This window comes from Streptomyces sp. AK010, from assembly GCF_014207295.1.
Taxonomy (GTDB): Bacteria; Actinomycetota; Actinomycetes; order Streptomycetales; family Streptomycetaceae; genus Streptomyces; species Streptomyces massasporeus.
Genome location: NZ_JACHCX010000008.1, coordinates 160,774 through 183,975, shown reverse-complemented (window position 1 = coordinate 183,975; position 23,202 = coordinate 160,774). Strand labels below are relative to the sequence as shown.

The 23,202-nt window shown below is 71.0% G+C and carries 22 protein-coding genes; 17 read left to right on the top strand and 5 right to left on the bottom strand.

Annotation, left to right across the window (positions count from 1 at the left end; translation table 11 throughout):
* Window positions 1–20: 20 nt before the first annotated feature.
* The 3 genes from HDC93_RS17895 to HDC93_RS17885 all read left to right on the top strand — a co-directional run bounded on the left by HDC93_RS17895 (window position 21) and on the right by HDC93_RS17885 (window position 2,536).
* The gene (locus HDC93_RS17895; protein ID WP_185011907.1) at window positions 21–512 is read left to right on the top strand and encodes a flavin reductase family protein; all 492 of its coding nucleotides are present in this window, start codon (window positions 21–23) and stop codon (window positions 510–512) included.
* A 220-nt stretch (window positions 513–732) separates the two neighbouring features.
* Complete coding sequence (locus tag HDC93_RS17890) at window positions 733–1,521, top strand: electron transfer flavoprotein subunit beta/FixA family protein (RefSeq protein WP_185011906.1); 789 nt, start codon at window positions 733–735, stop codon at window positions 1,519–1,521.
* 52 nt (window positions 1,522–1,573) lie between these two features.
* Window positions 1,574–2,536, top strand: a complete 963-nt coding sequence (locus HDC93_RS17885) for an electron transfer flavoprotein subunit alpha/FixB family protein (protein ID WP_185011905.1) — start codon at window positions 1,574–1,576, stop codon at window positions 2,534–2,536.
* A gap of 57 nt (window positions 2,537–2,593) precedes the next feature.
* Here the strand turns inward: HDC93_RS17885 and HDC93_RS17880 are convergent, their stop codons facing one another.
* Window positions 2,594–3,499, bottom strand: a complete 906-nt coding sequence (locus HDC93_RS17880) for an endonuclease/exonuclease/phosphatase family protein (RefSeq protein ID WP_185011904.1) — start codon at window positions 3,497–3,499, stop codon at window positions 2,594–2,596.
* Between the two features lie 193 nt (window positions 3,500–3,692).
* Between HDC93_RS17880 and HDC93_RS17875 the strand changes: the two genes are divergently transcribed.
* Window positions 3,693–4,994, top strand: coding sequence for a DUF6986 family protein (locus HDC93_RS17875; protein ID WP_185011903.1), 1,302 nt, complete (start codon window positions 3,693–3,695; stop codon window positions 4,992–4,994).
* Between the two features lie 911 nt (window positions 4,995–5,905).
* Here the strand turns inward: HDC93_RS17875 and HDC93_RS17870 are convergent.
* Both HDC93_RS17870 and HDC93_RS17865 read right to left on the bottom strand, forming a co-directional pair.
* Window positions 5,906–6,721 carry a hypothetical protein gene (locus tag HDC93_RS17870; RefSeq protein ID WP_185011902.1) on the bottom strand — a complete coding sequence of 272 codons (816 nt, stop codon included), beginning with the start codon at window positions 6,719–6,721 and terminating at the stop codon, window positions 5,906–5,908.
* Window positions 6,722–6,728: 7 nt separating this feature from the next.
* Window positions 6,729–7,793 (bottom strand): LacI family DNA-binding transcriptional regulator, encoded by a 1,065-nt coding sequence (locus HDC93_RS17865; protein ID WP_185011901.1) that lies wholly within the window; start codon window positions 7,791–7,793, stop codon window positions 6,729–6,731.
* A gap of 198 nt (window positions 7,794–7,991) precedes the next feature.
* Between HDC93_RS17865 and HDC93_RS17860 the strand changes: the two genes are divergently transcribed.
* The 13 genes from HDC93_RS17860 to HDC93_RS17800 all read left to right on the top strand — a co-directional run bounded on the left by HDC93_RS17860 (window position 7,992) and on the right by HDC93_RS17800 (window position 21,054).
* On the top strand, window positions 7,992–8,945 hold the full coding sequence (locus HDC93_RS17860; RefSeq protein ID WP_185011900.1) for an ROK family protein: 954 nt from the start codon (window positions 7,992–7,994) through the stop codon (window positions 8,943–8,945).
* Window positions 8,946–9,073: 128 nt separating this feature from the next.
* Complete coding sequence (locus tag HDC93_RS17855; protein WP_185011899.1) at window positions 9,074–9,547, top strand: helix-turn-helix transcriptional regulator; 474 nt, start codon at window positions 9,074–9,076, stop codon at window positions 9,545–9,547.
* A gap of 10 nt (window positions 9,548–9,557) precedes the next feature.
* Complete coding sequence (locus HDC93_RS17850; RefSeq protein WP_185011898.1) at window positions 9,558–9,974, top strand: VOC family protein; 417 nt, start codon at window positions 9,558–9,560, stop codon at window positions 9,972–9,974.
* 102 nt (window positions 9,975–10,076) lie between these two features.
* Window positions 10,077–12,470 (top strand): excinuclease ABC subunit UvrA, encoded by a 2,394-nt coding sequence (locus HDC93_RS17845; RefSeq protein WP_185011897.1) that lies wholly within the window; start codon window positions 10,077–10,079, stop codon window positions 12,468–12,470.
* Between the two features lie 162 nt (window positions 12,471–12,632).
* A complete protein-coding gene (locus HDC93_RS17840; RefSeq protein WP_185011896.1) occupies window positions 12,633–12,908 on the top strand; it encodes a hypothetical protein in 276 nt (91 codons plus the stop codon).
* 50 nt (window positions 12,909–12,958) lie between these two features.
* Window positions 12,959–13,195 (top strand): hypothetical protein, encoded by a 237-nt coding sequence (locus tag HDC93_RS17835; protein WP_185011895.1) that lies wholly within the window; start codon window positions 12,959–12,961, stop codon window positions 13,193–13,195.
* 64 nt (window positions 13,196–13,259) lie between these two features.
* On the top strand, window positions 13,260–13,460 hold the full coding sequence (locus HDC93_RS17830) for a hypothetical protein (RefSeq protein ID WP_185011894.1): 201 nt from the start codon (window positions 13,260–13,262) through the stop codon (window positions 13,458–13,460).
* A 145-nt stretch (window positions 13,461–13,605) separates the two neighbouring features.
* On the top strand, window positions 13,606–14,649 hold the full coding sequence (locus HDC93_RS17825) for an NUDIX hydrolase (RefSeq protein ID WP_185011893.1): 1,044 nt from the start codon (window positions 13,606–13,608) through the stop codon (window positions 14,647–14,649).
* Between the two features lie 306 nt (window positions 14,650–14,955).
* The gene (locus HDC93_RS17820; RefSeq protein WP_185011892.1) at window positions 14,956–15,987 is read left to right on the top strand and encodes an ABC transporter permease; all 1,032 of its coding nucleotides are present in this window, start codon (window positions 14,956–14,958) and stop codon (window positions 15,985–15,987) included.
* A gap of 77 nt (window positions 15,988–16,064) precedes the next feature.
* Window positions 16,065–17,741: an ABC transporter substrate-binding protein gene (locus tag HDC93_RS17815; protein ID WP_185011891.1), complete on the top strand. Its 1,677-nt coding sequence runs from the start codon at window positions 16,065–16,067 to the stop codon at window positions 17,739–17,741.
* Window positions 17,742–17,819: 78 nt separating this feature from the next.
* Window positions 17,820–18,812: an ABC transporter permease gene (locus tag HDC93_RS17810; protein ID WP_185011890.1), complete on the top strand. Its 993-nt coding sequence runs from the start codon at window positions 17,820–17,822 to the stop codon at window positions 18,810–18,812.
* A gap of 26 nt (window positions 18,813–18,838) precedes the next feature.
* Window positions 18,839–19,939, top strand: coding sequence for an ABC transporter ATP-binding protein (locus tag HDC93_RS17805; protein ID WP_185011889.1), 1,101 nt, complete (start codon window positions 18,839–18,841; stop codon window positions 19,937–19,939).
* Between the two features lie 26 nt (window positions 19,940–19,965).
* The gene (locus tag HDC93_RS17800) at window positions 19,966–21,054 is read left to right on the top strand and encodes an ABC transporter ATP-binding protein (RefSeq protein ID WP_185011888.1); all 1,089 of its coding nucleotides are present in this window, start codon (window positions 19,966–19,968) and stop codon (window positions 21,052–21,054) included.
* 24 nt (window positions 21,055–21,078) lie between these two features.
* Here HDC93_RS17800 and HDC93_RS17795 read toward each other — a convergent pair whose 3' ends face one another.
* Both HDC93_RS17795 and HDC93_RS17790 read right to left on the bottom strand, forming a co-directional pair.
* A complete protein-coding gene (locus HDC93_RS17795; protein WP_185011999.1) occupies window positions 21,079–21,771 on the bottom strand; it encodes an MBL fold metallo-hydrolase in 693 nt (230 codons plus the stop codon).
* 54 nt (window positions 21,772–21,825) lie between these two features.
* Window positions 21,826–23,181, bottom strand: coding sequence for a dipeptidase (locus tag HDC93_RS17790; protein WP_185011887.1), 1,356 nt, complete (start codon window positions 23,179–23,181; stop codon window positions 21,826–21,828).
* Between the last annotated feature and the right edge of the window lie 21 nt (window positions 23,182–23,202).

The window sequence follows — 23,202 nt, the reverse complement described above, 5'->3', positions numbered from 1 at the left end:
TTTATCGTCAGCCTGACCCCATGCCTGCGGACCTCCTCGCCACGCCCGACCTCCTGCGCTCGGTCTTCCGGCGGCACGCGGCGGGAGTCGCCGTCATCACCGCTCGTGGCGAGGCCGGACCGGTGGGCTTCACCGCCACCTCCCTGACGTCCGTCTCCGCCGAACCGCCCCTGCTGTCCTTCGGCGTCGGTACGGGCTCCTCCAGCTGGCCCGCGATCGCGGCGGCGGACCACGTCGGCGTCCACGTCCTCGGCGAGCACCAGCAGGAGCTCGCCGCCACCTTCGCCCGCAGCGGCGCCGACCGCTTCGGTCCGCCCACGGTCTGGCGGGAGGGGCCCGAGGGCGTCCCGGTCCTGGACGGCGTGGTGGCCTGGCTGGTGGGCCGGGTCGTGGCGCGCGTGCCCGCCGGGGACCACCGGATCGTGCTCGCCGAGGTGGTGCACGGCGACCCCTCGGGCACCGGCCGTCCCCTCCTCTACCACCAGGGACGATTCCAGCGCCTGCGCGACTGAACCGGGCGTCCCCCGGGCTGCGTGACCGTCGAGTTCCGGTTACGCTGCGTTGCGAAGGTCACAGTTCAAAGCGCTTGCTTAGCGGGAACGAACTGGGTGTACTGACGAGTAATATTTCGCTCGGGGCGTGGGTTCGCCCCGACCGGGATCGGACGCTAGAGGCGCCTATGCTGCCTGCAAGTAGGCAGCATGGAAATGACGATGCAGTAGGAGAGCCGGCGTGAGCTTGAGGATCGTTGTCACTGTGAAGTACGTGCCCGACGCCACTGGCGACCGGCACTTCGCCGATGACCTGACCGTCGACCGGGACGACGTGGACGGTCTGCTCTCCGAGCTCGACGAGTACGCGGTCGAGCAGGCGCTGCAGATCTCCGAGAACTCCGACGACGACGTGGAGATCACCGTTTTGACGGTGGGCCCCGAGGACGCCAAGGACGCCCTGCGCAAGGCGCTGTCCATGGGTGCCGACAAGGCGATCCACGTCGAGGACGACGACATCCACGGCACCGACGCCATCGGCACCTCCCTCGTCCTGGCCAAGGCCGTCGAGAAGGCCGGTTACGACCTGGTCATCTCCGGCATGGCCTCCACCGACGGCACCATGGGCGTCGTCCCGGCCCTGCTCGCCGAGCGCCTGGGCGTCCCGCAGGTCACCCTGCTCTCCGAGGTCTCGGTCGAGGGCGGCACCGTCAAGGGCCGCCGCGACGGCGACGCCGCCTCCGAGAACCTGGAGGCCTCCCTGCCGGCGGTCGTGTCGGTGACCGACCAGTCGGGCGAGGCCCGTTACCCGTCCTTCAAGGGCATCATGGCGGCCAAGAAGAAGCCGGTGGAGTCCTGGGACCTGTCCGACCTCGACATCGACGCCGAGGAGGTCGGCCTGGAGGGCGCCTGGACCAAGGTCGACGGCGCGGCCGAGCGCCCGGCCCGCACCGCGGGCACGATCGTCAAGGACGAGGGCGAGGGCGGCAAGCAGCTCGCTGAGTTCCTCGCGGGCCAGAAGTTCATCTGAGCCCCTTCGCCGACCGCCCCTCATCTTTCGCAAGCAGGAGAGAAGAAGTCCCATGGCTGAAGTTCTCGTCTACGTCGACCACGTGGACGGCGCCGTCCGCAAGCCCACCCTGGAGCTGCTGACCCTGGCCCGCCGCATCGGCGAGCCGGTCGCCGTCGCGCTGGGCAACGGCGCCGGTGACACCGCCGCCGCCCTCGCCGAGCACGGCGCGGTCAAGGTGCTCACCCACGAGGCCGCCGAGTACGCCGACTACCTGGTCGTACCGAAGGTCGACGCCCTCCAGGCCGCCGCCGAGGCCGTCTCCCCGGCCGCCGTGCTGGTGCCGTCCTCCGCCGAGGGCAAGGAGATCGCCGCCCGTCTGGCGCTGCGTCTGGGCTCCGGCATCATCACCGACGCCGTCGACCTCGAGGCCGGCGACGAGGGCCCGGTGGCCACGCAGTCGGTGTTCGCCGCGTCCTTCACCACCAAGACCCGTGTCTCCAAGGGCACTCCGGTCATCACGGTCAAGCCCAACAGCGCCGCCGTCGAGGCCGCCCCGGCCGCCGGTGCGGTCGAGGCCCTGTCCGTGACCTTCTCCGCGCAGGCCACCGGCACCAAGGTCACCGGCCGTACGCCGCGTGAGTCGACAGGCCGTCCCGAGCTGACCGAGGCCGCGATCGTGGTCTCGGGTGGCCGTGGCGTCAACGGCGCGGAGAACTTCGCGATCATCGAGGCCCTCGCCGACTCGCTCGGTGCGGCCGTCGGTGCCTCGCGTGCCGCGGTGGACGCCGGCTGGTACCCGCACACCAACCAGGTAGGCCAGACCGGCAAGTCCGTCTCGCCGCAGCTGTACATCGCCAACGGCATCTCCGGCGCGATCCAGCACCGCGCCGGTATGCAGACCTCGAAGACGATCGTGGCGGTCAACAAGGACGCCGAGGCCCCGATCTTCGACCTCGTCGACTACGGCGTCGTCGGCGACCTCTTCGACGTCGTCCCGGCCCTCACCGAGGAGATCAAGACCCGCAAGGGCTGATCGGCCCCCGGCCGTGGAAGGCCCCTGTGACCGCGCGAGCGGTCACGGGGGCTTTTCTCATCCCAGGGTCATCGAGGCCTGCACCGGCAGATGGTCGCTCGGATACGTCCCGTCCCTGCTGAAGGTGTTCATCCCGGCCCGGTGCGTGGTCACCCCCGGGGTGGTGAGGATCCAGTCGATGCGCCGCCCGCCGGGCCTGGGCGTCCGGTAGCCGTGGTGCGTCCCGTACGCCGGGCCCCGCGAGGCCGCCGCGTCCCAGGCGTCCACCAGCCCGATGTCCAGCATGAGGTCGTGCACCCGGTTGTCGTGGGCGGCCGCGTTGAAGTCGCCGGTGACGATGACCGGTGACGACCGGCCCCACCCGGCGATCGTCTCGCCGATCAGCCCCGCCGAGCGTTCCCGGGCGTACTGGCTGACGCTGTCCAGGTGGGTGTTGAGGACGTAGAACTCCCGTCCCCCGTCGCCGAGATCGGCGAAACGGACCCAGGTCACCATGCGCAGCCAGTCCGCGCCCCAGGTGTTCGAGGCGATCGTGTACGGGGTGTCGGACAGCCAGAAGTGATCGAACTCGATCGGCTGGAGTCTGCGCGTGTCGTAGAAGACCGCCATGAACTCGTCCTTGCTGCCGCCCCCGCGTCCGGTGCCGATCCAGTCGTAGTGCTCGCCGAGATCCTTCTCGATCGCGCGCACCTGCCGGTAGAGCCCTTCCTGGGTGCCGATGACGTGCGGGCGCTCGCGGCGCAGCAGTTCTCGCATCACCGGCCGGCGCACCTCCCAGCGCGGTGTCGTGTCGACGACGGTCCCGAAGCGGACGTTGAACGTCATGACGTCCAGGGCGCCCGGGTGCTCGCCGGCGGAAGCGGGCTGTGTGGGGCCCGCGGTGGTGAGCAGCGGTCCTGCGGCGACGGCGGCGGCCGCCGCCCTGAGCCCATGGCGGCGCGTCACTCCGACCTCGTTCGGCACGTGGTCTCCTCCCCTTGCGCGTCAGGATGAAGCTTGCCTACTGAATACGGAAGATGAGGGCGGGTCGGCAGTGACCAAGGGTGAAGGATGGGGAACCCCACTTCACGACGGTGTTGACCAGGCCGAAGGTCGGCCGATAACTTCGCTCTACGGATTGTTGATTCCGTAAAGCGGAAAAGAGGAGGGTCTCGGAATGGGTCAGGGCCAGCAGGAGAAGGTGGCGACGAGCCTCGCGGGCGCGGTCAGCGAGGAGATCAGCGCCTCCCTCGCGCCCGTCGACGCGGAGCTGGAGCGCCGCTACCCCGGGGACCCCGGGACCCGCCAGCCCGTCCACACCGTCTACGTCCCCGGCGACGTCTTCGCCGCCGACACCGTCCGCTCCTGGGGCGAGAGGGCCCTCGCCGCCCTCGACGAGCACGCCCCGGACGCCGCGGCCTTCGCCGCCGTCCTCGGCTTCTCCGAGGAACTCGCCGAGCCCGTCCACGCGCGCGTGCGCGCCAAGCTGGAGCGCGAGCCGATCGAGGACCTGCGCGTCGACTTCGAGGACGGTTACGGCAACCGCCCCGACGCCGAGGAGGACGAGGCCGCCGCCCGCGCCGCCCGGATCATCGCCGAGGCCTACCTGGACGGCACCGCCGCCCCCTGCATGGGCATCCGCATGAAGTGCATGGAAGCGCCCGTACGCGCCCGGGGCATCCGCACCCTCGACATCTTCCTCACCGGCCTGATGGAGGCCGGCGGCCTGCCCGACGGGCTCGTCCTCACCTTGCCGAAGGTGACCTACGCCGAGCAGGTCACCGCCATGGCACGACTCCTGGACGCCTTCGAGAAGGCGCACGGGCTCGAGCCCGGCCGGATCGGCTTCGAGATCCAGATCGAGACCAGCCAGTCCATCCTCGCCGCCGACGGCACCGCCACCGTCGCCCGCATGATCCAGGCCGCCGACGGCCGCGCGACCGGACTGCACTACGGCACCTTCGACTACAGCGCCTGCCTCGGCGTCTCCGCCGCCCACCAGGCCAGCGACCACCCCGCGGCGGACCACGCCAAGGCCGTCATGCAGGTCGCGGCGGCCGGTACCGGCGTACGCGTCTCGGACGGCTCGACCAATGTCCTCCCGGTCGGCCCGACCGCGAAGGTCCACGACGCCTGGCGCCTGCACTACGGCCTCACCCGCCGCGCACTGGCCCGCGCCTACTACCAGGGCTGGGACATGCACCCCGGCCACATCCCCACCCGCTACGCGGCCGTCTTCGCCTTCTACCGCGAGGGCTTCGAGCAGGCCGCCGCCCGACTGTCCCGCTACGCCAACCGCACCGGCGGCGACGTCATGGACGAACCCGCCACCGCCAAGGCCCTCAGCGGGTACCTGCTGCGGGGCCTGGACTGCGGCGCCCTGGACATCGGGGAGGTGGCCCGCCTGGCCGGCCTGACCCGGGCGGACCTGGAGAGCTTCGCGGCGCCCCGGCGCGGGGACCTGACGGCCTCCGCCTGACGGCTTCCGCCTGACGGCTTCCGCCTGACGGCTTCCGCCCGCCGGATCCGCCGGCACGTACCGGCCCTGTCGCAGCCGTCGTCGGCGGCTCAAGCCTTCACCGCCGCCCCTTAGGGGTCCTTTCACTATGCCCGTCCGGGTCGCGCGGTCTGGCACCGCACCTCGCCGCGTTGCCGAAAAGCCCTAGTAGCTCCGCTACGAGGGCTTCCCGGCGCCTTGCGACGCACGGCACCAGACCACGCGCCCTGATCGGACGCTCATAGTGAAAGGACCCCTTAGTCCGTACGCCACGCACCGACGGAGTCGTCCCGCGGCGCATCCGGTGGGGTCACAGGAACGGGGCAGTGGTGTCGACGGGGGAGCACGGTCGCGCACCTCGACGACTCCGGAGGCAGGGAGAGCGGCGCGCGGACCGACGCATCCCGCGGGGAGGCCGGGTCCTGTGAGCCCTGCGGAGCGGACGACGGCTCGAACGCCCCGAGGGCCACGCGACAGGGCGACGACAAGGGCGCAGCTCCCACCGGGAAGCCGGACGACAAGAAGGACCCCGAGCCCACCGGCCGGACGATCACCCCGGCCCCCGGGAAGCCGACCGGCGGCGCGGGCGCGGGGACGCCGGACGGCACCTTTGGCAGCGGTTCCGGTGGGGGCGCCACGACGGGCGGCGGCTCGACCACCCCGGCCCCGGTCTGCCACCCCGTCGGCGGCGGCAAGTACAACTGCCAGGTCTGGAAGACCGCCGACTCCTGCACCGTCTCCGGCACCGAGGCCGGCATCCTCAAGGCGGGCACCAACAACCTCTACTGCCGGCAGAATCCGGGCCGCCGCGAGACCTCTGGCCAGTGGACCGACATCTGGTGGGCCAAGACCGACGACGGCAGCGGCAACACGGACGTCTGGGTCAGCGACGTCTACATCAAGGGCGGTGACAACGACGGGGCGGTGCCCGGACTCCCGCTCTGCTGAGCGCGCGCCGAGGCGGCCACGTACCGCTCCAGACCGGAGGCCGTCACCAGCTTCTCCTCGATGAACAGCCGGGTGCCCCGCTCGCACAGCCGCCGGTCTCCGCGTGCCCGCGCGCAGAACTCCTCGGGCACGACGCCGAACAGCTCCCGCAGACGCGGCAGCCCGACGAGCAGCTCGGTCAGCAGCTCCCGCTCTCCCGGGTGTGTGCGCGCAGTGCCCGTGCCGTCGTGGAGGACACCGTGCCGGTTGACGTAGGCGTAGGCCCCGGGCAGGCGGGTGCCGTCCGCAAGGTCGATCCGGACGCAGGGCGACGGCAGCCAGGCCCGGTCGAAGTTGCCGCCCGGCACCGGCACGCCCTCGCTCGCGTCGATCACCGCGAGCTGCTCGGCGTCGAGCCACAGGACGAACCACTCCCGCACGGTGCCCGGGGCGCCGACCGGCGACGCCGACACGTATCCCATGCGGCTCACGTGCGCGGAGACACCCGCGTCGAGGCCCGTCACCCGTGCCTTCACCATCGGCAGCGGTGACCTGATCCCGAACTCCGTCATCTTGTGCCGCAACTGCCCCGGGCAGCCGTTGGAGCCGATGGCGATGACCGGTGTGCGGTCCTCGTACACCAGCCGCTCCGGCGGCAGGAAGCGGTCCCCGTCGAGGAGTCCGGAATCCGCGGGCCACGCACCCGGATACAGCAGGGGGTGCTCGCGCGGCGCCTCGGCCAGGCCGAGTGCCCGCAGCGTGCGATCGGTGGCGTCGTCCATGGGCCGCTCAGTCCGCCGGCGGGATCTCGCCCGAGCCGCGGGTGATCAGCCGGGTCGGCAGCTCGATGCGCTCGGGGGTGGCGAGGGTGCCGTCCAGCTGCCGGAAGAGACGTTCCGCCGCGGTGCGGCCGATGTCCGAGGCGTCCTGGGCGACGACCGTGACGCCCGGCTGGAGCAGGTCGGCGAGCTCGATGTCGTCGAAGCCGACCAGGGCGACGCGGCGGGCCTGCTCGGCGAGCACCCGGATGGCGGTGACCGTCACGCGGTTGTTGCCCGCGAAGATCGCCGTGACCGGGTCCGGGCCGGTCAGCATCTCCTCGGCGGCCCTGCGCACCCGCTCGGGGTCGGTGACGCCGAGGGACATCCAGGAGCCCGCCACCGGTATGCCCGCGTCCTCCATCGCCGCCCGGTATCCGCGCAGCCGCTCGGCGGCGGTGTGGATGCGGGGCATGTCGCCGATGAAGCCGATCCGGCGGTGCCCGTGGGCGATGAGGTGGGCGACGCCGTCGCGGGCGCCGCCGAAGTTGTCCGACAGGACCACGTCGGCGTCGATGTGCCCGGCCGGCCGGTCCACGAACACCGTGGCGACACCCGCCTTGAGCTCGGGCTCCAGGTACCGGTGGTCGTCCCCGGCCGGGATCACCACCAGCCCGTCCACCCGCCGCGCGCACAGCGCCAGCACCAGTTCCTGCTCGCGCTCGGGGTCCTCCGCGCTGGAGCCGTTGATCAGCAGGGCCCCGTGCGCGCGGGCGACCTCCTCGACCGACCGGCTCAGAGGGCCGTAGAACGGGTCCGCGAGGTCCTCCAGGACCAGGCCGATGCTCGCCGTGCGGCCCTTGCGCAGCACCCGTGCGCTGTCGTTGCGGCGAAAGCCCAGCGCGTCGATCGCCTCCTGGACCCGCCGCTCCGTCTCCGGGGTGACCCCCGGCTCCCCGTTCACGACACGGGAGACCGTCTTGAGGCCGACTCCGGCGCGTGCCGCTACGTCCTTCATGGTCGGCCGGGTGCCGTAGCGCGCTGCGGATCGGAGGGGGGTCTGGGGCACGGTGCGGTGTCCTGTCCTGTCGTCCACGGGGGTGCGTCGATCCTGGGTTTGTATGAGGATGTGGCGTCGAGCATAGAGCCTGGACAACGTTGTCAGGCTCGGGGGAGACTGTCCACCGCACTCTCCGGACCCGTGCACCGCCACGGAGCCGGTCCGCTGCTTGCCCTGCTTGATGGCTTTCTCGGCGCTTTTCTCATGCATGCCCGACGGGGAGATCCGACTCTGATGCACACCGACCTCGTGGCCGCGCTCGACATCGGCGGCACCAAGATCGCCGGCGCTCTGGTGGACGGCCGCGGCCGGATCCTGGTCCGCGCCCAGCGGCCGACGCCCGCCCGGGAGGACGGAGACACCGTGATGCGGGCCGTGGAGGAGGTGCTCGGCGAGCTCACCGCGTCGCCGCTGTGGGGGCGTGCCACGGCCGTGGGGATCGGCAGCGCCGGGCCCGTGGACGCCTCCGCGGGCACGGTGAGCCCGGTCAACGTGCCCGGCTGGCGCGACTACCCGCTCGTCGCCCGGGTCCGGGACGCCGCCGGGAACCTGCCCGTCGAACTGATCGGCGACGGCGTGGCGATCACGGCGGCCGAGCACTGGCAGGGCGCTGCCCGCGGCCATGACAACGCGTTGTGCATGGTCGTCTCCACGGGCGTCGGCGGCGGTCTGGTGCTCGGCGGCCGGCTGCACCCCGGGCCCACCGGCAACGCGGGCCACATCGGCCACATCAGCGTGGACCTCGACGGCGACCTGTGCCCCTGCGGCTCGCACGGCTGCGTGGAGCGCATCGCGAGCGGCCCCAACATCGCCCGCCGCGCACTGGAGAACGGCTGGCTGCCCGCGCCCGACGGGGACTCCTCCGCCGCCGCGGTGGCCGCCGCCGCCCGGTCCGGCGACCCGGTGGCCGTCGCCTCCTTCGAGCGGGCCGCCCAGGCCCTGGCCGCCGGGATCGCCGCCACCGCGACCCTCGTGGAGATCGACATCGCGGTGATCGGCGGGGGAGTGGGCAAGGCTGGCGACGTCCTGTTCGACCCCCTGCGCAAGGCCCTGAGCACCTACGCGACGCTGTCCTTCGTCCGGCACCTGACCGTCGCGCCGGCCCAGATGGGCACCGACGCCGGGCTGGTGGGCGCGGCGGCGGCCGCACTGGCGAAGCGGACGGACGCGGCGGCGGCCGGGGTGTGAGCCGGAGTCGGCCGATCCGGCAGGAACGTTCAGCCAGCGGTGGGGCACCGAGCCGTGCGGGGGCTGAAGTGGCGGTGGCCCCGGGGTGATACGGACCGGTTGGGTCCGTATCACCGGACATCGACCGCATGTGCGTGCGATGTGGCACGATCGCGCTTGTGAGCAGCAGACCCGCCTCGGCGCAGCACCTGCATGACCTCGCCCGACTGCGCCGCGTCAAGGACCGGATCGACCGGGAGTACGCGAAGCCCCTCGACGTAGAGGCCCTCGCCCGGGGCGTGCACATGTCGGCCGGGCACCTCAGTCGCGGGTTCCGGCAGGCGTACGGCGAGTCTCCGTACAGCTACCTGATGACGCGGCGTATCGAGCGCGCGATGGCGCTGCTGCGCCGGGGCGACCTCAGTGTCACCGAGGTCTGCTTCGAGGTCGGCTGCGCGTCCCTGGGCACGTTCAGCACCCGTTTCACCGAGCTGGTCGGCATGCCGCCCGGTGCCTACCGGCGTGAGGCGGCGCGCGCGACGGCGGGCATTCCGTCGTGCGTGGCGAAGCAGGTGACCAGACCGGTCAGGAATCGAGAAGCGCCCGCCGCGAGCCGAACCTAGCGTGAGGGCCATGGACCTTCACATTCACGCCAGCTTCCTTCCGCACGACGACCCGGACGCCGCCCTGGCGTTCTACCGCGACACCCTCGGCTTCGAGGTCAGAAACGACGTCGGATACGAAGGCATGCGCTGGATCACCGTCGGCCCCGTCGGCCAGCCCGGCACGAACATCGTGCTGCACCCGCCGGCCGCCGACCCCGGCGTCACCGAGGACGAGCGCCGCACCATCGCCGAGATGATGGCCAAGGGCACCTACGCCAGCATCGTCCTGGCCACCAGCGACGTCGACGGCACCTTCGAGCGGGTGCAGGCGGGCGACGCCGAGGTGGTCCAGGAGCCGGTGGACCAGCCCTACGGCGTCCGCGACTGCGCCTTCCGCGACCCCGCGGGCAACATGGTCCGCATCCAGCAGCTCAAGGCGTCGTAACAGCCCCCCGCACCGCACCTCCCTCCGCGCCGCCCCTCGGGAGCGGCGCGGGGGAACGAGATCGTCCGAGCGCGGCAGCCCCGCCCGACAGATGGAGACACCATGAGCAAGGCCACGACGACGGACGGACAGTCGCCCGGGCCGCACGTTGCCGACAGCCATGACGTGATCCGCGTGCACGGCGCGCGCGAGAACAACCTCAGGGACGTCAGCATCGAGATCCCCAAGCGCCGGCTCACGGTGTTCACCGGCGTCTCCGGTTCGGGCAAGAGCTCGCTGGTGTTCGACACGATCGCGGCGGAGTCGCAGCGGCTGATCAACGAGACCTACAGCGCCTTCCTGCAGGGGTTCATGCCGAACCTGGCCCGTCCCGAGGTCGACGTGCTGGACGGGCTGACGACCGCGATCGCCGTCGACCAGCAGCGCATGGGTTCCGACCCCCGCTCCACCGTCGGCACCGCCACCGACGCCAACGCGATGCTGCGGATCCTCTTCAGCCGGCTCGGCACACCCCACATCGGCCCGCCCGGCGCCTTCTCCTTCAACACCGCCTCGGTCTCGGCGAGCGGCGGATTCACCGTGGACCGCGGTGCCGACAAGACCAGGACCGAGAAGGTGTCCTTCAGCCGCACCGGCGGCATGTGCACGCACTGCGAGGGCCGGGGCACGGTCTCCGACATCGACCTCACCCAGCTCTACGACGACTCCAAGTCGCTGTCCGAGGACCCGTTCACCATCCCCACCTACACCGGTGACGGCTGGGTGGTACGGGTCATCGCCGAGTCGGGCTTCTTCGACAAGGAGAAGCCGATCCGCGAGTACACCAAGAAGGAGCGGCACGACTTCCTGTACCGCGAGCCGGTCAAGGTGAAGATCAACGGGGTCAACCTCACCTACGAGGGGCTGATCCCCAAGCTCCAGAAGAGCTTCCTCTCCAAGGACCGCGAGTCGATGCAGCCGCACATCCGGGCCTTCGTGGACCGGGCGGTCACCTTCACCCGGTGCCCCGACTGCCACGGCACCCGGCTCAGCGAGCTCGCCCGCTCCTCGAGGATCGGCCAGGTGAACATCGCCGACGCCTGCGCGATGGAGATCCGGGACCTCGCGGAGTGGGTCCGGGGACTCGACGAGCCGTCGGTGACGCCGCTGCTCACCAAGCTCCGGCACACCCTGGAATCGTTCGTGGAGATCGGCCTCGGCTACCTCTCCCTCGACCGGGCCTCGGGCACGCTCTCCGGCGGCGAGGCGCAGCGCACCAAGATGATCCGCCACCTCGGCTCCTCGCTCACGGACGTCACGTACGTCTTCGACGAGCCGTCCATCGGCCTGCACCCCCATGACATCCAGCGGATGAACAACCTGCTGCTGCGCCTGCGCGACAAGGGCAACACCGTGCTGGTCGTGGAGCACAAGCCCGAGACGATCGCCATCGCGGACCACGTCGTGGACCTCGGCCCCGGCGCCGGCACGGCGGGCGGCACCGTCTGCTTCGAAGGCACCCTGGAAGGGCTGCGGGGCAGCGGCACCGTCACCGGCCGTCACCTCGACGACCGCGCCAAGATCAAGGCGACGGTCCGCAAGCCCACCGGCGCGCTGGAGATCCGGGGCGCCTCGGCGAACAACCTCCAGGGCGTCGACGTCGACATTCCGCTCGGCGTCCTCACCGTCGTCACCGGTGTCGCGGGCTCCGGCAAGAGCTCGCTGGTGCACGGCTCGATCCCCACCGAAGAGGGCGTCGTCGCGATCGACCAGACCCCGATCCGCGGCTCCCGGCGCAGCAACCCGGCGACCTACACCGGTCTGGCCGACCCGATCCGCAAGGCCTTCGCCAAGGCCAGCGGGGTCAAGCCGGCGCTGTTCAGCGCCAACTCCGAGGGCGCCTGCCCCACCTGCAACGGCGCCGGTGTCATCTACACCGACCTGGCGATCATGCAGAGCGTCGCCACCCCCTGCGAGGAGTGCGAGGGCAGGCGGTTCGAGGCGTCGGTGCTGGAGTACCGACTCGGCGGCCGCGACATCAGCGAGGTGCTGGCGATGCCGGTGGCCGAGGCCGAGGAGTTCTTCGGCAGTGGCGAGGCCCGCACCCCGGCCGCCCACAAGATCCTTGAGCGGCTCGCGGACGTCGGGCTCGGCTACCTCACCCTCGGCCAGCCGCTCACGACGTTGTCCGGCGGCGAGCGGCAGCGCCTCAAGCTGGCCACGCACATGGGCGACAAGGGCGGCGTCTACGTCCTCGACGAGCCGACCACCGGTCTGCACCTGGCGGACGTGGAGCAGCTGCTCGGCCTGCTCGACCGGCTCGTCGACTCCGGCAAGTCGGTCATCGTGATCGAGCACCACCAAGCGGTCATGGCACACGCCGACTGGCTCGTCGACCTCGGCCCCGGTGCGGGTCACGACGGCGGCCGGATCGTCTTCGAGGGCACCCCGGCCGACCTCGTCGAGGCCCGCTCCACGCTGACCGGCGAGCACCTGGCGGCCTACGTGGGCGCCTGAGGGATGTCCGTACGGCCGTGAGGCGAGCCGCCCGGCGTGCTCCGGGGCCCGCCGCACGGCCTGAAAGTCGCCATGTCGGATATTGAGGGCAAATCTGACGAATATCGGCATCCGGTGAGGGCACTCCGTCTCCTGAACCCCCCCCACGGAACGGAGCCGCTGATGATCATCAAGAAGATGCACGAGATGGGTGTACGCAGCGAGCACGCCTACATGGCCGGTCTGGCCTCCATCGGCCTCAGCGTCGTCGCCTGGATGGGCTCCAGGAAGATGGAAGCGGGCACCGGCGTCGCCCGTGCCGACCGCTGGGGCATCTTCGTCGGTGAGTGGGCACCCACCTTCTTCGGTCTCGGCCTCGCCCTGTCGCACTACGAGCAGCAGGACGGCACCCTCACCGCCGACGTCCACGAGTTCCGGCCGACGCGCAAGGCGGGCTGAACGGACCACCCCGGCGCGCGCCCGGCGCCGTCCCCGCGCACCCTGGTGCCATGGCGTCCGTGAAACCCGTCGTGGTCTACCCGCCCGCCGCGGACGGCGGACGACGGGTCCGTGTGGACGACCAGTTCCTCGGCATCGCCTACGGGCCGCTCGACATCGCCGAGTTCCTGCGGCGAGCCGGGATCGAGGACGCGGACGCGGCGTACGTGGCGGCCACGGGCCTGATCGAGTGGCGCGGCGGCGGCCCCGGAGCGTGGACGGCCGGTCGGGACGGCGACTCCGCGTAGCGCCGCATCGCCCGGTCGCACGCGGCCGCGTGACCCCGGGGCGGGTCCGGCAGTTGAGTCGGGCATGAAGAAGCGCAGCATGCTCGCCATCGCCTCCCTCGCCACCGGCTTCGTCGTCGCGGCGGTCACTCCGTCCCATGCCCTCGGGGACGGCCTCGGCACCCTCAGCGTCGACGAAACCCTCAAGACCCTCGACGAGACCGTCGCCGAGGACAGCCTGTCCCTGGACCGGGAGGACGGCGCCCAGGCGAAGAAGAAGGGCTGACGAGCCGCACGGCCCCGCAGCCACGGCGCCGGCGCTCCCGCGTGAGGGGGCGCCGGCGCCGTCGTCATGCGCCCTCAACTGCGGCTGGTTTCCGTGGCAGGGTGGAGCGGGCAAGCCTCAGGGGGCCAACAGAAGAGGGGGACCTGTGACCGTCGTCTGGATCAACGGCGCGTTCGGTGCGGGGAAGACCACCACCGCACGGGAACTGATCGAACTGATCCCGAACAGCACGCTCTTCGACCCGGAGGTCATCGGCGGCGCGCTCGCCCACCTGCTGCCGCCGAAACGCCTCGCCGAGGTCGGCGACTTCCAGGACCTGCCGATCTGGCGACGGCTCGTGATCGACACGGCGGCCGCGATGGTCGCCGAGCTCGACGGGACCCTCGTCGTCCCCATGACCCTGCTGCGCCAGGAGTACCGCGACGAGATCTTCGGCGGCCTGGCCGCGCGCAGGATCCCGGTCAGCCACATCCTGCTCGCTCCGGCCGAAACGATACTGCGGGAGCGCATAGCGGGCCGTGAGGTACCGCGCGACCTTCCCGACGGCGACATGCGAATACGCCAGTGGTCCTTCGACCACATCGAGCCGTACCGGGCCGCTCTCGCCTCCTGGCTCACCGCCGACGCCCACCCCGTCGACACCAGCGACCTCACGCCGTACGAGACGGCCGTCAAGATCGCCGAGGCCGTCACCGGCGGTGCCGTGCCCGTCTGCGACATCGTGCAGACGCCCGAGCCCACCGCAGAGACCGTCGCCGCCGGAGTGCTCCTCTTCGACGAGCAGGACCGGGTGCTGCTCGTCGACCCGACGTACAAGGCCGGCTGGGAGTTTCCCGGTGGCGTCGTCGAACCCGGTGAGGCCCCCGCGCGCGCCGGGATCCGTGAGGTCGCCGAGGAGACCGGCATCAGCCTCGACGAGGTGCCGAGCCTGCTCGTGGTCGACTGGGAGCGCCCCGCACCCCCCGGGTTCGGCGGACTGCGGCTCCTCTTCGACGGCGGCCTCCTGCACTCCGCCGAGGCGGGCAGGCTGCTGCTGCCCGGCCCGGAGCTGCGCGCCTGGCGGTTCGTCACCGAGCAGGAGGCCGCCGACCTGCTGCCCCCGGTGCGCTACGAGCGGCTGCGCTGGGCCCTGCGGGCCCGCGAACGCGGAGCGGCGCTCTATCTGGAGGCCGGGGTGCCGGTCGGCTGACACCGGGCCCGCCGCACGCGCCCTTTACCCGGCGCGGGATATTCCGAGGGAAGGGCAAAAGAAAACGGCGCCCGGGTCACGGCCAATCGCTGCCCAAGGAATCTCCCGCGAACCTTCACGCGGCGGGTAATCGCATTCCCCGCTCTCGTCAACAGTTTTCCATGTCGGCAAACAATCTCTTTTCTCGCCCCTGCGCGGCTTGACCGGACTCGCACGCCGTTGCGAAAGTCCGCAGAGTCTCATGGCGGAAGCAACGACCGCCACCCAATTTCCTTGCCCCAGGGGCAGATCCGGGATGTCCGTACGATGACCACGCAACACCAGCCGGTCGACACCGGCGGCGGCACCGCGCTGCTGACCGAGCCGTCGACGCAGGACTCCAGACCCGGCGGCACGGTTGTCGCCGGCCGCTCACCGGCCCGGATGGCCTGGCGGCGGATCAGGCGGGACAAGGTCACCACGGCCGCTCTGGCGGCCACCCTCCTGTTCATCACGATCGCGCTCCTCGCGCCGGTCCTCACCGCGGTGACCGGCTGGGGACCGATCACCCCCGACAACAAGGCGATCAATCCGGACACGGGCAATTTCCCCTACGGGTCGCTGGGCGGTATCAGCGCCGAGCACCTGCTCGGCGTCGAACCGGGCACCGGCTACGACCTGTTCGCCCGCATCGTCTACGGCCTGCGCACCTCCCTCTACGTCGGATTCGCCTCGGCCGTACTGTCCACCGCGGTCGGAGTCGTGGCCGGGCTCGCCGCCGGCTATTTCGGCGGCTGGGTCGATTCCCTGCTGTCCCGGATCATGGACGTGATGCTGGCGTTCCCCCAGCTGCTGTTCATCATCGCGCTCACCCCGGTGATCCAGAACGCGCTCCAGACCAACACCCACGGCGGCACCGACGAGAACCTCCGGCTGCTCGTCCTGGTCCTCAACATCGCGGTCTTCGCCTGGGCGTACACCGCCCGGCTGGTGCGCGGGCAGGTACTGTCCCTGCGCGAACGGGAGTTCGTCGACGCCGCGCGGCTGATGAGCGCCGGCCGCCGGCACATCCTCTTCCGCCAGCTGCTGCCCAACCTGTGGGCGCCGATCCTGATCTCCTTCGCGCTCGCCGTCCCGCAGAACATCACCACCGAGGCGGCGCTGTCGTACCTGGGCGTCGGTGTCATCCCGCCCAACCCCGACTGGGGAGCCGTGCTGTCGGACGCCTCCCAGTTCTTCCTCCAGGACCCGATGTACCTCTTCGTGCCGGGCGTCCTGCTCCTCCTCCTGGTCCTGGCGCTCAACCTGCTCGGGGACGGCGTCCGGGACGCCCTGGACCCCCGAGCCCGGCGCGGCTGACGAGCCACCCCCCGAGATTTCGGCCCGGCGGTCCCACGAACGGCCGCCGAGCCCGTAGCAAGAACGGAGTTTCCCCCATGACGCGCAGAACGCGCAGATCCCGTACGGTCGCTCTCGCGGCAACCGCCGTGGTGATCGCCCTCGGAGCCACCGCATGCGGAGGGTCCTCCAGCGACAGCGGCAGCGGCACCCCCGGCAAGGGCGGCACCCTCACCGTCCTGAACAAGGCCGACTTCGACCACCTGGACCCCCAGCGCGTCTACACGACCGAGGGCCAGAGCATGGACCAGGAGATCATCCGAACCCTGACCGGCTGGGACGAGAGCGGCTCGAAGCCGAAGCTGGTCGGTGACCTGGCCACCGACACCGGGACGCCGAGCAAGGGCGCCACCGTCTGGACCTTCCACCTCAGGCACGGCGTCGAGTACCAGGACGGCACCGAGGTCACCGCGCAGGACGTCAAGTACGGCGTGGAGCGGGGCTTCTCCTCCGACATCAACGGCGGTCCGCCCTACGCGGCCCAGTGGCTCGTCGGCGGCTCCGACTACAAGGGTCCCTACCAGGGCAAGCAACTCGACTCCATCAGGACGCCGGACAAGTACACGATCGTCTTCCATCTGACGCAGCCGGTGGCCGACTTCAACGAGACCACCACGATGTCCGGCTGGTCCGCCGTGCCCAAGGCCCATGACACCGGCTCGACCTACGACACCAAGGTCTTCTCCGACGGCCCGTACATGATCAAGTCGTATACCAAGAACAAGGAACTCGTCCTCGCCCGGAACACGCACTGGTCCCAGGCCACCGACCCGATCCGGCAGCAGAACGTCGACGGCATCGACGTGAAGTTCGGCCAGGACGAGTCCGCCATCGACCAGCAGATCAAGGCCGACGCCGGCACCGCCCAGACCTCGATCCAGCAGTGGCCCATCGCCGGATCCGACCTGGCGCAGCTCGCGGGCGACCCGTCCCTGAAGAGCCGTTACTACAAGATCCCCGCGCCGGGCATCAACTACCTCGCCATCAACACATCCCGCGTCAAGGACATCCGCGTCCGCGAGGCGATCGAGTACGCCATCGACAAGACCACCGTGCGCGGTGCCTTCGGCGGCTCCGCCTACGGCAACTACGCCACCACCATGCTGAGCCCCGGCATCGGCGGCTACCGGAAGTTCAACCTGTACAGCGCCAGCCCCGCGGGGAACCTCGCCAAGGCCAAGGAGCTGATGAAGCAGGCGGGCAACCCGAAGCCCACGATGTCGATCGCCGTGGAGAACACCCCCACCGAGGAGCACTTCGCCGACGCCGTGAAGACCTCGCTGGAGCACATCGGCATCCACGTCAACATCTCCCCGATCGACGCGTCGAACTACTTCAGCACCATCAACAACACGAAGAACCAGTACGACCTGACCTGGGGCGACTGGATCGCCGACTGGCCCAACGCCTCCACGGTGCTGCCCACCCTCTTCGACGGCCGGCTGATCAGGAAGAACCCGCAGTCGAACCAGGACCTCTCCTACCTGAACGACTCGAAGGTCAATGCCCTGATCGACAAGGCCGCCAAGATGACCGACGTCGCCCGGCGCAACGCCGCCTACGGGCAGATGGACGAGCAGATCCTCAACGACGCCGCCGTGGTTCCGCTGATGTACATGAACTTCAGCGACATGTCCGGCTCCAAGGTCGGCGGGGTCATCTCCGACACGATCCTGGCCGAGCCGAGCCTGGTCCACGTCTACATCAAGCACTGACGGAACCGTCTCCACCGCACCCCGCCGGCGGCCCCGGCCGCCGGCGGGCATCCCACTCACGTCAGGTCCCGGCACCCCATGTTTCGTTACCTCATCAGACGCCTGCTGGCAGCGGCCGTGATCATGCTGGTGATCACCACGATCACCTTCTTCATCTTCTTCGCGCTGCCTTCCGACCCCGCACTCCTGGCCTGCGGAAAGACCTGCTCGCCCTCGCGCCTCGCGGAGATCAAGCACTCGCTGGGCCTGGACCGGAGCTACCTCACGCAGTACTGGGAGTTCCTCAAGGGGCTGTTCGCCGGCCGTGTCTTCGGTGACCAGAGCGTCCGCATCCACTGCGGCGCGCCCTGCCTCGGCGTCTCCTTCCAGACCGACACCCCCGTCCTGACCACCCTCCTGTCGGACTTCCCGGCCGATCTCTCCCTCGGCCTCGGTGCCGCGGTGGCCTTCCTGGTCCTGGGCGTCGGCCTCGGCACCGTCGCCGCGGTACGCCGGGGCAGGGCCGCCGACAAGGCGGCGGTCGGAGTCGCCCTGTTCGGCGTGTCGGTGCAGATCTACTTCATCGGTCTGCTCCTGCTCTACCTCTTCGTCGACACGTTCCAGATCCTGCCGACCTCCGGCTACACGCCGATCACCGAGGACCCGGCCGGCTGGTTCCAGGGGCTGATCCTGCCGTGGACCACCCTGGTCATCGTCTACCTCGCGATGTACACCCGGCTCACCCGCTCCTCCATGCTGGAGGTCCTCGCCGAGGACTACATGCGCACCGCCCGCGCCAAGGGCCTGCCGGCCGCCACCGTCGTCCTCAAGCACGGACTGCGGGCCGCCATCACCCCGATCATCACCATCTTCGGCATGGACGTCGGCTCTCTGATCGGCGGCTCCGCGGTCATCACCGAGTCGGTGTTCGGCATCAACGGCATCGGCAAACTCGCGGTCGACTCCGTCCAGAACTCCGACCTGCCGGTCATCCTCGGCACCACGCTCTTCGCCGCGACGTTCGTCGTCATCGCCAACGTCGTCGTCGACCTGGTGTACGGCCTCGTCGACCCGCGCGTGCGCCTCGCCTGAGCCCTTCTTCGTCCTTAGGAACACCCGTGTCCGTATCGACCTCACCGCAGCGCGCGGACGTCGCACCCGCGCCCGCACCCTTCCTCGACGTACGCGACCTGAAGGTGCACTTCCCGACCGAGGACGGCCTCGTCAAGTCCGTCGACGGCGTCTCCTTCACCCTGGAGAAGGGCAGGACCCTCGGCATCGTCGGCGAGTCCGGCTCCGGCAAGTCGGTGACCTCACTGGCCCTGCTCGGACTGCACAAGGGCACCCGCGCCCAGGTGTCCGGCGAGATCTGGCTGGACGGCCGGGAACTCGTCGCCCTGCCCGAAGCCGGGATGCGCGCCCTGCGCGGCCGCACGGTCTCCATGATCTTCCAGGACCCGCTCTCCGCGCTGCACCCCTTCTTCACCGTCGGCTCCCAGATCGCCGAGGCCTACCGGGTGCACCACAAGGTCTCCAAGAAGGAGGCCAGGGACCGCGCGGTGGAGATGCTGAAGAGGGTCGGCATCCCGCAGCCCGAGCGCAGGGTCAGGGACTACCCGCACCAGTTCTCCGGCGGCATGCGCCAGCGCGCCATGATCGCCATGTCCCTGGTGTGCGACCCGGAGCTGCTGATCGCCGACGAGCCCACCACCGCCCTGGACGTCACCGTCCAGGCGCAGATCCTGGACCTGATCCGCGACCTCCAGGAGGAGTTCGGCTCGGCCGTCGTCATCATCACGCACGACCTCGGCGTGGTCTCCGACGTCGCCGACGACATCCTGGTGATGTACGGCGGCCGCCGCATCGAGTACGGCGCCACCCGCGACGTGCTCAAGCAGCCCCAGCACCCCTACACCTGGGGCCTGTTGCAGTCGATGCCGCACCTCAGCGGCGACGTCGGCGAGCGGCTCAACCCGATCCCCGGCACCCCGCCGAGCCTGATCAACCTGCCGGACGGCTGCTCCTTCCACCCCCGCTGCGCCTACAAGGGCTGGGTGCCGGAGGGCCGTTGCACGGCGGAGCGGCCCGAGCTGCGCCTCGTCTCCGGCAGCGAACGGCACCTCGCCGCGTGCCATCTCAGCGACGACGCCAAACAGGAGATCCGCGTCGGGGCCGGTCCCAACGACCGGGGCACCGCTGTCGCACGGGCCGCGCAGTGACGGCGGCGGACGAAAGGAACCATGCCGTGAGCACCACCACCGAGCCCCTCACCGGGCAGAGCAGCGACCGCGCAGCCGGCGAGAACCTCCTGGAGGTGCGCGGTCTGCAGAAGCACTTCCCCCTCCGGCAGGGCATCATCTTCCAGCGCCAGATCGGAGCCGTCCGGGCCGTCGACGGCATCGACTTCTCGGTCGGGCCCGGCGAGTCGCTGGGCCTGGTCGGCGAGTCCGGCTGCGGCAAGTCGACCACGGGCCGCCTGATCACCCGGCTGCTCGAACCCACCGGCGGCCGCGTCGTCTTCGACGGCGAGGACATCACGCACCAGCCGCCCGGGCGGATGCGCCAGGCCCGTCGCAGCCTCCAGATGATCTTCCAGGACCCGTACTCCTCGCTGAACCCCCGGCACACCGTCGGCACCATCATCGAGACGCCGATGCGGCTCAACGGCATCAACCCGCCCCAGGGCCACAAGAGGCGCGCCCAGGAACTCCTGGAGACGGTCGGGCTCAACCCCGAGCACTACAACCGCTATCCGAACGAGTTCTCCGGCGGGCAGCGCCAGCGCATCGGCATCGCCCGCGCCCTGGCCCTGCGGCCCAAGCTGATCGTGGCCGACGAACCCGTCTCCGCGCTGGACGTCTCCATCCAGGCGCAGGTCGTCAACCTGCTCCAGGACCTCCAGCGGGAGTTCGGCATCGCGTTCGTCTTCATCGCCCACGACCTCGCCGTCGTACGGCACTTCTCCGAACGGGTCGCCGTGATGTACCTCGGCAAGATCGTCGAGGTCGCCGAGCGGGAGTCGCTGTACACCGGGCCCCGGCACCCCTACACGCACGCGCTGCTGTCCGCCGTGCCCGAGGCCGACCCGGACGCCGTCGACCGGCGCGAACGCATCCGGCTCGCCGGCGACGTGCCCTCCCCGATCGACCCGCCCTCCGGCTGCCGCTTCCGCACCCGCTGCTGGAAGGCACAGGAGAAGTGCGCCCTGGAGGAACCGCGACTCGTGCGCGTCGAGGGCAGCCCCTCGGGTCACCTGACCGCCTGCCACTTCCCCGAGGATCCGTCCGTCACCGCCCGCGAGGAGGACATCGTCCTGGACCCGGCCCTCGACTAGGCGGCGGGTTGCCCGCCGGGTGGATCACCCGTGCGCCGCGTTCCGCAGCGCGCGGCCCGCCCGACTCGTCACCGGATCTCCATGGCCGAAGCAGGCCACCTCCGCGTCCAGTTCGGCCAGGCGCCGGCAGGACGTGAGGACCTGCGGGCGGTCGAGGTCGAACACCCCCGGCATCACCGTGCCGTCGACGGGTGACGCGGCGACCGTGTCACCCGTGAACAGCACCCCGTGTTCCGGGAGATGGAGCGCGATGCTGCCGGGCGTGTGCCCCGGGACGTGCACGCCCCGCGCCCCGCCGCCGATGTCCAGCACCTCACCGCCGGACACCTCGGTGAGCCGCGGCGGCCGGGCGAAGTCCCCGTCGGACAGGAGCTTCGCCGCCTGCTCGTGCAGCGGCCGCTCCCAGTTTTCGAACACCGGCGGCGGGCCCGGCAGGTCCCCGCGCACGAACGGCGCGTCGAGCCGGTGGACCAGCACCTCGGCGCCGCTCAGCGCGGCGAACTCGCCCGCGTGGTCCTCGTGGAAGTGGGTGAGCACGATCCGCCGTACGTCCCGGGGCTGCCGGCCGAGGGCGGTCACCGCCTCGGCGATCGGGGCACCGGAACCGGCCGGCCCCGTGTCGATCAGGGTGAGTTCGCCGTCGTCGCGCCAGAGGCAGGCCCGGCCGACCGGGAAGCGCAGCAGGTGCGGGCGGGGGGACGGTTCGATGACGTCCAGGGGACGACCGTGGGGAAGGCCCCGTCCGAGGACGAGGGCCTGCGGGCAGAGGGGTCAGCTCGCCGCGTAGGTGCGCAGGAACAGCGCCTCCGCCACCGACAGCCGCTCCAGCTCCTCGGGCGACACGCTCTCGTTCACCGCGTGGATCTGGGCCTCCGGCTCGCTCAGCCCGATGAGCAGGATCTCCGCACGCGGATAGAGCGCGGCCAGCGTGTTGCACAGCGGGATCGAACCGCCCTGCCCCGCGTACTGCATCTCCTGCCCCGGGTAGGCGACCGCCATCGCGGACGCCATGGCCTGGTACGCCGGGCTGGTGGTGTCGGCGCGAAACGGCTGGCCCTCGCCGATCTGCTCGGTGCTCACCCGCGCACCCCACGGCGTGTGCGCCTCCAGGTGCGCCTGGAGCAGCTTGGTCGCCCCGCCCGCGTCCACCCCCGGCGGCACCCGCAGGTTGATCAGCGCACGGGCGCTCGCCTGCACGGACGGGGTGGCTCCGACCACCGGCGGGCAGTCGATGCCGATGACCGTGACGGCCGGCCGCGCCCAGATGCGGTCGGCGACCGTCCCGGACCCGATCAGCTCGACGCCGTCCAGCACCTTGGCGTCGCGGCGGAACTGATCCTCCTCGTACTGGAGCCCTTCCCAGCCCGCGTCACCGGAGAGCCCCTCGACGGTCGTCGAGCCGTCCTCGGCACGCAGCGAGTCCAGCACGCGGATCAGCGCGGCGAGCGCGTCGGGAGCGGCACCGCCGAACTGGCCGGAGTGGAGGTTGCCCGCGAGCGTGTCGACCTGGACGCGCACCATGGTCATGCCGCGCAGGGTGGAGGTGACGGTCGGCAGGCCGACCCGGAAGTTGCCCGCGTCGCCGATCACGATCGTGTCCGCCGCCAGCAGCTCCGGGTGTTCCTCGGCGTACCGCTCCAGGCCGCCCGTGCCCATCTCCTCGGAGCCCTCGGCGATCACCTTCACGTGGACGGGCACGCCGCCGTTCGCCTTGAGCGCGCGCAGCGCCAGCAGGTGCATGATCAGGCCGCCCTTGCAGTCGGCGGCCCCGCGCCCGTACCAGCGGCCGTCCCGCTCGGTCAGCTCGAACGGCGGGGTCGTCCAGGCGGCCTCGTCCAGCGGCGGCTGCACGTCGTAGTGGGCGTAGAGCAGGACGGTCTTCGCGCCCTCCGGGCCGGGCAGGAAGCCGTAGACCGACTGTGTGCCGTCGGGGGTGTCGAGCAGCGCCACGTCCTGGAAACCCTCGGCGGCGAGCGCGTCCGCGACCCAGCGGGCGGCGCCCTCGCTCTCGCTCCTGGGGAACTGGTCGAAGTCCGCCACCGACTGGAAGGCCACCAGTTCGGCAAGCTCCTCCTTCGCCCTGGGCATCAGCGAGGCGACGGTCTCGGCGACCGGATTCGACGACATGGGCACGCTCCTCGTGGGTGC